General features: G+C 65.9%; 12 protein-coding genes and 3 tRNA genes. 13 read left to right on the top strand and 2 right to left on the bottom strand.

Annotated elements, in window-relative coordinates; translation table 11 throughout:
* Positions 1–127 precede the first annotated feature (127 nt).
* The 10 genes from tolB to V3596_RS02920 all read left to right on the top strand — a co-directional run bounded on the left by tolB (position 128) and on the right by V3596_RS02920 (position 8,826).
* Entirely contained in the window at positions 128–1,435 is a 1,308-nt protein-coding gene (gene tolB / locus V3596_RS02965; RefSeq protein WP_334276101.1) for a Tol-Pal system beta propeller repeat protein TolB, read from the top strand.
* 60 nt (positions 1,436–1,495) lie between these two features.
* A complete protein-coding gene (gene pal, locus V3596_RS02960) occupies positions 1,496–2,044 on the top strand; it encodes a peptidoglycan-associated lipoprotein Pal (RefSeq protein WP_334276100.1) in 549 nt (182 codons plus the stop codon).
* Positions 2,044–2,820 (top strand): tol-pal system protein YbgF, encoded by a 777-nt coding sequence (ybgF, locus tag V3596_RS02955; protein WP_334276099.1) that lies wholly within the window; start codon positions 2,044–2,046, stop codon positions 2,818–2,820. Before pal ends, ybgF begins: the two co-directional genes overlap by 1 nt.
* A gap of 101 nt (positions 2,821–2,921) precedes the next feature.
* Positions 2,922–4,040, top strand: a complete 1,119-nt coding sequence (locus tag V3596_RS02950; RefSeq protein ID WP_334276098.1) for a YeeE/YedE family protein — start codon at positions 2,922–2,924, stop codon at positions 4,038–4,040.
* Positions 4,041–4,042: 2 nt separating this feature from the next.
* The gene (locus V3596_RS02945) at positions 4,043–4,825 is read left to right on the top strand and encodes a tRNA threonylcarbamoyladenosine dehydratase (protein ID WP_334276097.1); all 783 of its coding nucleotides are present in this window, start codon (positions 4,043–4,045) and stop codon (positions 4,823–4,825) included.
* Positions 4,826–4,881: 56 nt separating this feature from the next.
* Positions 4,882–4,957: transfer RNA gene (locus V3596_RS02940), tRNA-Lys, on the top strand.
* Positions 4,958–4,982: 25 nt separating this feature from the next.
* Positions 4,983–5,058, top strand: a tRNA-Lys gene (locus tag V3596_RS02935).
* 25 nt (positions 5,059–5,083) lie between these two features.
* A tRNA-Lys gene (locus V3596_RS02930) sits at positions 5,084–5,159 on the top strand.
* A 173-nt stretch (positions 5,160–5,332) separates the two neighbouring features.
* A complete protein-coding gene (locus V3596_RS02925) occupies positions 5,333–6,358 on the top strand; it encodes a family 43 glycosylhydrolase (protein WP_334276096.1) in 1,026 nt (341 codons plus the stop codon).
* A complete protein-coding gene (locus V3596_RS02920) occupies positions 6,355–8,826 on the top strand; it encodes a glycosyl hydrolase 115 family protein (RefSeq protein WP_334276095.1) in 2,472 nt (823 codons plus the stop codon). The genes V3596_RS02925 and V3596_RS02920 overlap by 4 nt, the downstream gene beginning before the upstream one ends.
* On the opposite strand, the gene V3596_RS02915 is transcribed toward V3596_RS02920, so the two are convergent.
* Positions 8,769–9,623 carry an alpha/beta hydrolase gene (locus tag V3596_RS02915; protein ID WP_334276094.1) on the bottom strand — a complete coding sequence of 285 codons (855 nt, stop codon included), beginning with the start codon at positions 9,621–9,623 and terminating at the stop codon, positions 8,769–8,771. The two genes, V3596_RS02920 and V3596_RS02915, sit on opposite strands and share 58 nt — an antisense overlap.
* An 81-nt stretch (positions 9,624–9,704) precedes the next feature.
* Between V3596_RS02915 and V3596_RS02910 the strand changes: the two genes are divergently transcribed.
* From V3596_RS02910 to V3596_RS02900, 3 genes are all read left to right on the top strand, one after another.
* On the top strand, positions 9,705–10,322 hold the full coding sequence (locus tag V3596_RS02910; RefSeq protein WP_334276093.1) for a LysE family translocator: 618 nt from the start codon (positions 9,705–9,707) through the stop codon (positions 10,320–10,322).
* A 76-nt stretch (positions 10,323–10,398) separates the two neighbouring features.
* Complete coding sequence (apbC, locus tag V3596_RS02905; RefSeq protein ID WP_334276091.1) at positions 10,399–11,493, top strand: iron-sulfur cluster carrier protein ApbC; 1,095 nt, start codon at positions 10,399–10,401, stop codon at positions 11,491–11,493.
* Positions 11,494–11,501: 8 nt separating this feature from the next.
* The gene (locus tag V3596_RS02900) at positions 11,502–12,086 is read left to right on the top strand and encodes a nitroreductase family protein (protein WP_334276090.1); all 585 of its coding nucleotides are present in this window, start codon (positions 11,502–11,504) and stop codon (positions 12,084–12,086) included.
* Between the two features lie 8 nt (positions 12,087–12,094).
* On the opposite strand, the gene V3596_RS02895 is transcribed toward V3596_RS02900, so the two are convergent.
* Positions 12,095–12,400, bottom strand: coding sequence for an antibiotic biosynthesis monooxygenase family protein (locus V3596_RS02895; protein ID WP_334276089.1), 306 nt, complete (start codon positions 12,398–12,400; stop codon positions 12,095–12,097).
* Positions 12,401–12,426: the final 26 nt, after the last annotated feature.

Genomic DNA, 12,426 nt, shown 5'->3' with positions numbered 1-12,426 from the left:
GACTTTGGCGACTCTGGGACCACCATCTTTTACAGGCATGTGCGGGGTTGCGCCGGGATGCTCTTGCGGGTGAGGCAGAATAACGGCCTCCAGGACAAGGGATATCTGCTTCGCTGCCACCCAACCCATGCGCATGCCTGACCAGTCAAACGCCGCCTCGAACACCCCGCTGACCCGCCGCAACCTGCTGGCTGCCACTGTCGCTTCCGGCCTGGCACTGCCGGCCTGGGCTCAGTTCCGCGTCGAGATCGCTGGCGTCGGCACGACGCAGATGCCGATCTCGATCCCGAGTTTCCTGAATGAATCTGTGGCCGGCCAGGCCGTTGCCGCCATCGTGCGTGCCGACCTTGAGCGCAGCGGCCAGTTCCGGGTTGTCGATGCGCCGGCAGGCCTGAGCGAAACCAGCCAACCGGCCTTCAGCGAATGGCGCGGCCGCAACGTGGACGCCGTGGCCGGCGGTTCGGCCACCCGCCTGGCGGATGGCCGCATCGACCTGCGCTTCAAGCTCTGGGATGTGGTCAAGGGTGCGGACCTGGGCGGCGAGAGCCACCTGGTTGCGCCGGACGATGTTCGCGTCGGTGCCCACCGGATAGCCGACTGGATCTATCAGAAGCTGACCGGCGAGCGCGGCGTGTTTGCCACCCGGCTGGCCTATGTCACGAAGGTTGGCTCGCGCTACAAGCTGATCATCTCGGACTCGGACGGCGAGGGCGGCCAGGAAGCGCTCACCAGCCACGAACCCATCATCTCGCCTGCATGGTCGCCGGATGGCCGTGAGGTGGCCTATGTGTCTTTCGAGGCACGCAAGGCAGTGATCTACACGCAAGACCTGTTCACCCGTGCTCGTCGCCAAGTGGCTGCCTACCGGGGCACCAACAGCGCACCCGCCTACTCGCCCGATGGCTCGCAGATCGCGATGACCTTGTCGCGCGAGGGCGGTTCTCAGCTCTTCATCGTCAATCGCACCGGCGGTGATCCGCGTCGACTGACGCAGAGCTCGGCCATCGACACCGAACCGGTGTTTTCGCCTGACGGCCGTTCAATCTATTTCGTCTCCGACCGTGGCGGCGCGCCGCAGATCTACCGCATGTCGTCCAGCGGCGGCGGCGTCGAGCGGGTCACTTTCGTCGGCGGCTACAACATCAGCCCGGACGTCAGCCCGGATGGCCGCACGCTGGCCTACATCACGCGCACGGGTGGCAACTTCAAGCTCTGCGTGATGGACCTTGCCAGCGGCACGGTCAACCAGATCACCGACACCCTCGATGACGAAAGCCCCAGCTTCTCGCCCAATGGCCGTTTGCTGGTCTATGCGACGCGCTCGGCCGGCCGTGATGTCTTGATGACCACCACGCTGGACGGCAAGATCAAGGCCAAGCTGATCGCCAGCACGGCAGACATGCGCACACCCACCTGGGGACCGTTCACCCGTTGAGTGACCGTTCCCTTTCCTCCCCAAAGTTTCAACGACGACGTACTCCTAGGAGCGAATGAAATGAAGAAGATGATGAAGCAAAGCCAAGTTCTGTTGGCGCTGTTGGCCGCCGCCGCTCTCGTGGGCTGCAGCACGCCGGTGAAGCTCGATGAGCCGCCGAAGATCGAGACCCGCACTCCGCCGCCGCCGGCCGAGGCCAAGCCTGCGACGCCCACGCCGGTCGCCGAGCCCAAGGTCCAGCGCATCGACATCGACGCCGAGCAAACCGCCGCCGTCTCCGACAAGCGCGTCATCTATTTCGACTTCGACAGCTACGTGGTCAAGGACGACTACCGCGGCGTGGTCGAAGCCCATGCCAAGCGCCTGGGTGTCTCGAAGAACGTGCGCCTGAACCTCGAAGGCCACGCCGACGAGCGCGGTGGCCGCGAGTACAACCTGGCCCTGGGCCAGAAGCGTGCCGAAGCTGTGGCCAAGTCGCTGAGCCTGCTGGGCGTGGCGGCTGACCGCGTCGAGCCGGTTTCCTTCGGCAAGGAGCGCCCCGCCGTTCAGGGCAGCACCGAAGAAGCCTGGGCCAAGAACCGCCGCGTTGAACTGATGGACAAGAAGTGATGATCCGGCGCGCATCCGCACTGGTGGCCCTCGTGGCCGCCTTCGCCTGGCTGCCCGCTCAGGCAGCCCTGTTTGCCGATGACGAGGCACGCAAGGCCGTGCTGGACCTGCGCGCCCAAGTCAAGCAGAACGACGAGGCGCAGAAGGCCAAGATCGACGCCCTCAGCGCGCAGATGAACGAGATGCTGCTGCCCCTGCGGCGCAGCATCCTCGATCTGAATGGCCAGATCGAAGCCTTGCGCTCCGAGGTGGCCAAGTTGCGCGGCCAGAACGAGCAGCTCGCCCGCGAGCTCTCGGACACGCAGCGCAAGCTGAGCGAGCAGGTACAGGTGCTCGAATCGCGCCTGCGTCCGCTGGAGCCGCAGAAGGTCACGCTCGATGGCAAGGACTTCCAGGTCGACCCGGAAGAGCGTCGCCAATACGATGCTGCGACCGGCCTCGTGAAGCGCGGCGACTTCGCCGAAGCCGAGGCTGCACTGCAGTCCTTCCTGCGACGTTATTCAGCCAGCGGCTATGCCGACTCGGTGCGCTTCTCGCTGGGCATTGCCCAGTACGGCAACCGCGACTGCAAGGACGCGATCGTCAGCTTCAAGGCCTTCATCGCCGCCGCCAAGGACCATCCTCGTGCGCCCGATGCAGCGTTGACGCTGGCCAATTGCCAGGCCGACCTGAAGGACGTGAAGGGCGCCAGGCGCAGCCTGGAAGACCTGATCAAGACCTATCCAGGTACCGAAGCGGCCAAAGCCGCCAAGGAACGCCTCGCTTCGCTGAAGTAAGCCTCGCTACTCACTCTGCCCCGAAGCCCCGCCGGCCCTGCGCCCGCGGGGCTTTTTCATGGACGCAAGGGCTGCCGACATGGCCTCCTACAATCGCGGCCATGCAAGACATCGACATCAATGCCCTCAACACCCAGGTGCTGTGGGCCGCTTTCGCGCTGGCCACGCTGTTCGGCGTGATCGCGCAACGCAGCCACTTCTGCACCATGGGTGCGGTGTCCGACATCGTCAACATGGGCGACTGGAGCCGCATGCGCATGTGGGCCATGGCGGCCGGCGTGGTGATGCTGGGCTTCAACGGCATGGTCGCGCTGGGCTGGGTGGAGGCGAGCAAGACGGCTTACGCCGCGCCGCGCCTCCTGTGGCTCTCCTCCATCGTCGGTGGCCTGATGTTCGGCTTCGGTATGGTGCTTGCCTCGGGCTGCGGCAGCAAGACGCTGGTGCGCATCGGCGCGGGCAATCTGAAGTCGGTGGCTGTTTTCTTCGTGATGGGTGTGGCTGCGTTTGCCACCATGAAGGGCATCACGGCAGTGCTGCGCGTCGAGACCCTGGAGAAGGTGGCCGTCAACCTGGCGACCGGGCAGGACCTACCCAGCTTGCTGGCCGCGCCGCTGGGCCTGGCCAAGACGCAGGCCGCTGCCTGGCTCGGTGGCTTGATCGGCGGCGGGCTCTTGGTCTGGGCTGTCTGGAAGCCGGAAGGTCGCAGCCTGGATGCGCTGCTCGGCGGTCTGGGCTGTGGCCTCGCGGTGGCCGGTATCTGGTGGGTCAGCGGCAAGCTGGGCCATGTGGCGGAAGACCCGAACACCTTGCAGGAAGTCTTCGTCGGCAGCGTCAATCGCGAGCGCATCGAAGGCATGAGCTTTGTGGCCCCCATCGCCTACAGCCTGGACTGGCTGATGTTCTTCAGTGACAAGAGCAAGGTCTTGACCATCGCCATCGTCAACACGCTGGGCGTGATCGTCGGCGCGGGTGCGTGGGCCCTGGTCAGCAAGAGTTTTCGCTGGGAGGGATTTCGCGGTGTCGAGGACACGGCGAATCATCTGGTCGGCGCGATTTTCATGGGCGTGGGTGGCGTGGTCGCGCTGGGCTGCACGGTGGGGCAGGGGCTGTCGGGCTTGTCCACCTTGAGCGTGGGCAGCTTCATTGCCTTGGCCTCCATCATGGGCGGTGCGGTGCTGGCACTGCGCTTCCAGATCTGGCGCGTTGAGCGCAGCGCCTGAGCATGAGCGAGCTTGTCGACGACTGCGACGCCGAGCGGCGTTTCGGCGGGCTGCGCCGGCTTTATGGCCAGGCGCGCTATGAGCGCCTGCGCTCGGCGCATTTCGCCGTGGTCGGCCTGGGTGGCGTGGGCTCCTGGGCGGTTGAGGCGCTTGCGCGCTCAGGAGTTGCCGCGTTGACGCTGATCGATCTCGACCAGGTGGCCGAATCGAATATCAACCGTCAGGTGCAGGCACTGGGCGCGACGGTGGGCATGTCCAAGGTCGAGGCCTTGCGCCAGCGGGTGCTCGACATCAATCCGGCCTGCCGCGTCACGCTGATCGAAGAGTTTGTCGATGAAGGGAACTGGCCCTCGCTCTTGAACGGCGTGCGTCCCGATGGCCTGATCGATGCCTGCGACCAGATCCGCGCCAAGGCCTGTCTGGCCGATTGGGCGCGGCGCGAGAAGATCGGCTTCGTCACCGTCGGTGCGGCGGGCGGCAAGCGTGCACCGCACCTGATCGAGCTGGAAGACCTGTCGGCGACAACCCATGACCCTTTGCTGGCATCGCTGCGCCAGCGCCTGCGCAAATTCAATGGTGCGCCGCGCCAGGGCACGATGGGTGTCCGCTGCGTTTTCTCACGCGAGGCGGTGCATCGTCCGGTGAGCGAAGAGGGCGAGGCCTGCGATGTGGACGGCAGCTTGAACTGTGCCGGCTATGGCTCCAGCGTCACCGTCACCGCGAGCTTTGGCATGGTGGCGGCCGCCGAATTGATGGAGACTTTTTTGCGCCCTGCCGCCAGCTAAAAACAGCTTGCTGGGACTTTAAAAATTCGCCTATAATGTGAGGCTCTGCTGAAGGAGGGATGTTAGCTCAGTCGGTAGAGCAGCGGACTTTTAATCCGTTGGTCGCAGGTTCGAATCCTGCACATCCCACCAGTTGCATTTTGCTTTTGGGTTTCGTGGGTCCTTAGCTCAGTTGGTAGAGCAGCGGACTCTTAATCCGTTGGTCGAAGGTTCGAATCCTTCAGGGCCCACCACGAAATCTCAAGCGGACCAGAATTCGGGTCCTTAGCTCAGTTGGTAGAGCAGCGGACTCTTAATCCGTTGGTCGAAGGTTCGAATCCTTCAGGGCCCACCAAATCTCCCGAATCGTCGAAGGGACCTGCTGCAAAGCAGGTCCCTTTTGCGTTGGCCGCTTGCTTGCGCCTTTTCTTTTCGAAGCAAGCAAGCTGCTGAGTATTCGTCAGCGGCCTGCCGCAGGCTGAATGCGCGCGGCTATGGTTGCGCAGCCTCACTGTCGGTGCGCCAGCCATGCCAGCCTTGTTGTCCCTGTCGCGTTTCGTCTTCGCCTTGGTGCTTGCCAGCCTTGTGCACGTGGCAGACGCTCAGGCGCCGCGGCCTCTCTACCGCGATCCGGTCTTTGATGGCGCGGCGGATGCCGCCGTGGTCTTCAACAAGCAACGTGGCCGCTGGGAGATGTTCTACACGAACCGCCGGGCGACGCAGCGGCTGGATGATCCCAAGGACGTCAGCTGGGTGCATGGCACGCGCATCGGCATCGCCAGCACGCAAGACGGCAACACCTGGCACCGCGAGGGCGATGCCGAGTTTCCGGCGGAATGCACAGGCGGAACGCCTGAGCGCAGCACGCATTGGGCACCGGAGATCATCGAGCACGAAGGCCGCTATCACCTCTGGCTGACCGTCGTGCCAGGCATCCATTCGCGCTGGACAGGCAGGCGCTTTCTGCAGCACCTGACCAGCACCGACCTGCGCCGCTGGCAATGTGCAGATCAACTCGAACTCGGGTCGCAGCGCATCATCGACGCCTCCGTGGTGCGGCTGGACGATGGCCGCTGGCGCCTGTGGTTCAAGGACGAGGCGCAAGGCAGCCGCCTGTTCGCGGCTGAGAGTGCAGACCTGAAGCAATGGAAGGTCCAGGGCCCGATCACCGCTGGCGCGGCCGAAGGGCCCAAGGTGTTCCGCTTCAAGGGCCAGTGGTGGCTGGTGGCCGACCTGTGGCGCGGCCTGCTGGTGATGCGCTCTGCCGATGCCGCGCAGTGGCAGGAACAACCGACAAGACTGTTGGCCGAGCCAGGCCGTCATCCCACCGATCTCGCCAAGGGCCAGCATCCGGACGTGGTCGTGATCGGCGAGCGGGCCTTCATCTTCTACTTTGTCCATCAGGGCAATGAAGCGGCGGCCTCTGGCGACGATCGCTATCACCAGCGCAGCGTGATCCAGGTGGCCGAGCTGACATTGAACGACGGCTGGCTGGCGGTGGAACGCGATGCGCCGCCGCCCGATCTGCGCCACCTGTTTGGCGCGAAGCCGTGATCCAGCGGGTTCTTGTATCGCTGCTGCTGGTGCTGCCTATCGGTTCGGCAGCATTGGCGCAGCCGGTGGTGAGTACATCACCGCGGCACGGCAGCGTGGCCTTGCAGGATGCGCAAGTGCTGCATGCTGCTGACGCCGATCCACTCGAAGCCTTCGTCGCGCAAGACCTGGCCCAGGACCTGCGCCGCCTGGGGATGCGCGCAAGCGTCGGGCCGCACGCCCGGTCCAGATCTTCGACTCTGCAGATCTGGGTTGGCACCATCGGTCGTCATCCCGCCATCGATGCGCTGGCCAATGAAGGCAAGCTCGATCTCAAGCCGCTCTCCGGCTGCTGGGAATGCTTCACCATGGCCTTGGTGCGCCAGCCTGTGCCGGGCGTGGCCATGGCGCTGGTGATCGCGGGAGCAGACCGCCGTGGCACGGCCTACGGTGTCTACACCTTGTCGCAGGCGCTGGGCGTTTCGCCCTGGCATTGGTGGGCGGATGTGGCGCCGCTCAGGCGCGGCCCCTTGCACCTCGCCCTGCCCACGCCCCACACCGAAGGGCCCGCAGTGCGCTACCGCGGCCTCTTCATCAACGACGAGGATTGGGGCCTATTCCCCTGGGCCGCACGCACCTTCGAGCCCGAGGCTGCGACCATCGGCCCGCGCACGTATGAGCAGGTGTTCAAGCTGCTCTTGCGTCTCAAGGCCAATACCCTGTGGCCGGCCATGCACCAGGTGTCAGGCGCCTTCAATGCGCGCCCGGAGAACGCGGCGCTGGCGCAGCGTTACGGCATCGTCATGGGTTCTTCGCATGCCGAGCCCCTGCTGCGCAACAACGTGGCCGAATGGGCCGACAAACCCGAGCGCTACGACTACGCGGCCAACCCGGAAGGCGTGCGTGAGTACTGGGCCGAGCGATTGCGCAGCAACGGTCGCTTCGAGAATCTCTACACGCTGGGCATGCGCGGCATCCACGACTCGCCGATGCAGGGCGGCAGCAGCGTGGCCGTGCGCCAGGCGCTCCTGAACCAGCTGATCGCGGACCAGCGCGAACTGCTGGCCAGGCATGTGGGCCGGCCCGAGGCGCTGCCGCAGATCTTCGTGCCCTACAAGGAGGTGCTGACGCTGACGCTGATGCAGGCGGCGCCGGGCCTGCAGATTCCGGACGATGTGACGCTCGTCTGGCCTGATGACAACTTCGGCTATCTCCGTCGCCTGCCTCTGGCCAGCGAAGCGCGGCGTAGCGGCGGGTCGGGCGTCTACTACCACCTGTCTTATCTCGGCGCGCCGCTGTCCTATCTCTGGCTCAGCACCACGCCGCCGGCCCTGGTCAACGAAGAGCTGGGCCGCGCCTTCGATGCCGGCGCGCAGCGCTTGTGGATGGTCAATGCCGGCGACATCAAGCCGGCCGAGCTGAACCTCAGCCATTTCTTCGACCTGGCCTGGAACCCGGGCGTGGTGCGCGCCATGGGCCAGCGGGCCTACATGCGCGACCTGGCCGCAAGGCTTTTCGGCCCGCGAATGGCGGCATCACTGGCCGAGCTGTGGGACGGCTACTACCGGCTCAATTTCGAGCGCCGCCCCGAGCACCTGCAGTACCACCTGGCCGGCGAGCGCGCAAAGCGCAGTGGCCTCGCGGCCGATGCCGTGCGCCAGCGCCTGGCTGCCTTCGCGGCCTTGCTGGAGAAACTCGATGCCTTGCGGCCCCGCGTTCCCGTCGCCCAGCGCGCCGCGTTCTTCCAGCTGGCGGACTATCCGCTGCGCGCCTCGGCCCTGGCCAATGAACGCTTCTTCGCGCTGGAGGCCTATGCCGCGCTGCGCGAGGCTGACCCCGCCGAGGCGAGCCGACATGCCGCGCGTGCTCACCTTGCAGATCAGCGCACCAAGGCCCTGACCGCTCGCTACAACCAGGGCCGATGGGCTGGCATCCTGGCCGAGGAACCGGCCGATGGCCTGTGGCCCAACTTTCGGCTGCAGCCCGCCGTGCTGCCCGCGCCGGCGCTGAGTGCTGCCGCCCATCGTGGGCCCGATGTGACCGTGTTTGCCGTGGAGCCGCGCACGCCGGTCAACGAGACCGTGCCGCTGCAGGCCAAGGCTTCGAGCGGCTGGCAAGTTGTGCAGGGGCTCGGTCGGGGGGGCAGTGTCTTGCGAGCTCAGCAGGCCGGGGCCATCCTGGCCTTGCAGGCCCGCCTGCCGCGGCCCGGCACCTGGTGCCTGCGCGTCCACCTGCTGCCCAACTATCCCGGCGACGGCGCGAGCCCCTGGCGCCTGACGCTGACGCGGCCGGATGCAGAGCCCCTGCCGCTGGAGATCGGCAGAGCGGCGCAGGACGCCGCCTGGGCCCAAGGCGTGCTGGCGAATCGCTTGAGCGCCGCCACCCCGCTACAGGCGAGCGCCGGAGCCTTTGCGGCAGCCCTGCGCAGCGATCATGCGGGCTTGCTGTTCGACGGCGCTGAACTGACCGCCGGCGCCTGCAGCCGCTGAGCCATCCACAGCGCGGCAAGCAGTGGCCACTGGGACTGGGTGCCAGCCAGCTCGCGCAGCGCAAAGCCATGTGGCGCTTCGGCGAACACATGGGCGTCCACCTGGCCGCCGGTCTGCTGCAGGGTCTTGATGATATTCAGTGCATGGTCCACCGGCACGATGGCATCGTGCAAGGCATACGCGAGGAAAACGGGCATGCGCGGCAGGCCGTGCGGTTCGGCGGCAATGCCAATCGGCCAGGCGTCGTAGAAGGCCTGCTTCTCGGGTGGCGGATAGTCGGGCTTGCCGGCTGGCGCCTTGTAGAGCCGGTGATTGGCATTGAGCGGAGCGTAGGCGATGACTGCGCCACACGCCTGCAGCGCATGGTCCTGGCAAGCCATCACGCCGGCCAGGTGCCCGCCCGAGGAAAGACCCATGTGCAGCAGTGGCAAGGCAGGCAGCGTGGCGAGGTGGTCCAGGCAGCGCAGACCATCCTGCAATGCCTGATCGAAGGGCCAGACGCCGCCTCGGCCATCATCCTGGCCCGGCAAGCGGTGCAACACGACATAGGCATCAAGCCCCAGGCTGTTGAGCCAGCGGGCGACTTCGATGCCTTCCTTGTCATGCACAAGTTGCAGATAGCCGCCGCCGGCATAGACCAGGACTCGGCCGCGTGCCGGTTCGGTACTTCGGTACGCATGCAGCTCCAGCCGCGTGACGCGCCGGCAATGCCGGTCGGGCCATTGGCCTTCAAGGCGATTGGGGAGGCCGTCGCTCAGGGCGATCAGTTCAGCGGGCGCGGGTGCAGTTGGGTCCATGCCGGCACTCTAGGCAGTTGCGCGGCCCGCTGTCGCTCAAGTGGCTGATCGATTGGCCGGCTTGGCATAGCATGCGTTCCCATGCGCCTGTATTTCCTGTTCCTGCTGATGGCCAGTGCCACCGTGCTGAGCCCGGGCCCGGGCGTGCTGATGACGCTCAGCAATGCCTTGCGCAGCGGCTGGCGCGCCAGCCTGCCGGGGATCCTCGGCATTGCCACGGGTGCCACCATCGTGGCAGCGCTCTCGGCCACCAGCCTCGGTATCCTGCTGGCGAGTTCGGCGCTGGCGTTCACCGTGATCAAGATCTTCGGCGCCTGCTACCTGATCTGGCTGGGCATCAAGCTGTGGCGCACGCCGGGCCTGGCCTTGCAGGATTCGCCGCAGAGAGAGCCGCTGCGCAAACCGGGGGCGCTGTTTCTCCAGTCGCTGTCCCTGCAGTTCACCAATCCCAAGGCGATCTTCTTCTTCCTCTCGGTGCTACCTCAGTTTATTGATCATGACGTGCCCCATGGGCCTCAGTTCGTCTTGCTGGTCCTGAGCTATGCGCTGCTGGTCGTGCTGATCCACAGCATCTACGCCTTGTGTGCCCAGCGCGCACGGCGCTGGCTGAAGAGCGAACGCGGCGGCCGCACCCTCAACCGCGTGGGCGGCGCGACCTTCATGGCCTTCGGCGCCGTGTTGGCAACGGCAAAGAACTGAAGAACCAAAGCGCTTGCGCTTCAGAGAAGACTCATATCCCGGAGGGATGTGAAGTCGGCACTAAACTCCGCCGCCTATGAGCGCACCTACCGAAGCCAGCCTGTTGCAAGCCCTGCAAGCCGTCGTTGATCCCAACACCGGCCAGGATTTCGTCACAACCCGCCAACTGAAGAACCTGCGCATCTCGGGCGACCAGGTCGCCTTCGAGGTGGAACTGGGCTATCCGGCCGCCAGCCAGATCGACGGCCTGCGCAGTGCCCTGGTGGCTGCGGCGCGCCAGGTCTCTGGCGTCGGCAACGTCAGCGTCGAGCTGCGCAGCAAGGTGATTGCGCACGCGGTGCAGCGTGGCGTCCAGTTGCTGCCCGGCGTCAAGAACATCATTGCGGTGGCGTCGGGCAAGGGCGGCGTGGGCAAGAGCACCACGGCCGCCAACCTGGCACTGGCCCTGACTGCCGAAGGTGCCCGGGTTGGCATCCTGGACGCCGACATCTACGGCCCCAGCCAGCCGATGCTGATGGGCGTGAGCGGCCGGCCCGAAAGCCAGGACGGCAAGATGATGGAGCCGCACATCAGCCATGGCGTTCAGCTGATGTCGATCGGTTTCCTGGTCGAAGAAGACCAGGCCATGATCTGGCGCGGCCCCATGGCCACGCAGGCGCTCGACCAGCTCCTGCGCCAGACCCGCTGGCAAGACCTTGACTACCTGATCATCGACATGCCGCCCGGCACCGGCGACATTCAATTGACGCTGTCGCAGCGCGTGCCGGTGACGGGCGCCATCATCGTGACCACGCCGCAGGACATCGCGCTGATCGACGCCAAGAAGGGCCTCAAGATGTTCGAGAAGGTGGGCGTGCCCATTCTCGGAATCGTCGAAAACATGGCGGTCCACATCTGCACGAACTGCGGCCATGCCGAGCACATCTTCGGTGCTGATGGCGGCAAGCGCATGGCCCAGCAGTACGGCGTGGACTATCTTGGCGGCCTGCCTCTGGCCTTGTCGATTCGCGAGCATGCCGACGCGGGCAAGCCCAGCGTGGTGGCCGAGCCCGAGGGCGAAGCGGCGGGCCTGTACAAGGCCCTGGCACGCAAGGTGGCGATCAAGATCGCGGCCCAGGCCAAGGACTTCTCGTCCAAGTTTCCGACCATCACGGTCTCGAAGAACAGCTGAGCCCGCGCATGGATGCCGGCGACACACAGGCCCTGCAAGCGCTCCTGAGCCGCTACTCGGTCGGCCCCAGGCATCTGCAGGAGCCCGGGCCCAGCGATGAACAGCTGGCGCTGATGGTGCAGGCGGCCTTGCGTGCGCCGGACCATGGCGAGCTCTTGCCGTTCCGCTTCAAAGTTGTTCGCGGCGAGGCGAGGGCGCGAATGGCCGAGCTGTTTGCTGCGGCGGCGCGAAGCGCGGGCAAGGACGAGGCTGGTGCCGCACTGGATGGCGAACGTGCCTGGCGCCCGCCGGTCAGCGTGGCGGTGATCGCTTGCATCGACCTGGGCCATCCGCAGGTGCCGGCCCATGAGCAATGGGTTTGCGTCGGCGGTGCGATCTCCAACTTCCTCACCGCCGCCCATCTGCTGGGCTTTGGCGGCAAGATGCTCAGCGGCGCCAAGGTGCGCGACCCCGCGATCTGTGCAGCCTTCTGCGCACCCGGCGAGACATTGCTCGGATGGATCACGCTGGGCACGCCCAGCCGCCAGCCCTCGGGCCCCTCACGCAAGGGTGGGGTGGAGACCGCTCTCAGCGTCTGGGCCGGCCACGACTGAGCTTGCGTTCAGGGCTTCAGGTCCAACACGATTTCGCCCGACACCGGGTCGGTCACGCCCAGCCCATGGCCCAGGTCATCGAGCTCGGCGCGGAAGCTGTCCAGCAGGGTGATCATCAGCGGCCGCGCAGCCACCAGGCTGGCCATCGAATCCCACTCACCGACCAGGCAGAAATCGCGTTCGCCGGTCTGCACCACGCTGCCGCGCAGGAAGCCCTTGAAGGTCGGATCGGCGCGGCGGTGCGCTTCCAGGAAGGCCTGCTGGCGGCCTGACTTGACGCGGAATCGGACAATGTTGAAGGCGGCTTGGCTCATGGCGGCGACTCCTTTTGCGCGGCATT

It is taken from the genome of Roseateles microcysteis (genome assembly GCF_036880965.1).
Lineage (GTDB): Bacteria > Pseudomonadota > Gammaproteobacteria > Burkholderiales > Burkholderiaceae_C > JAUASW01.
The sequence above is the reverse complement of the archived record's forward strand: the minus strand, read 5'-3'. Positions and strand labels throughout refer to the sequence as shown.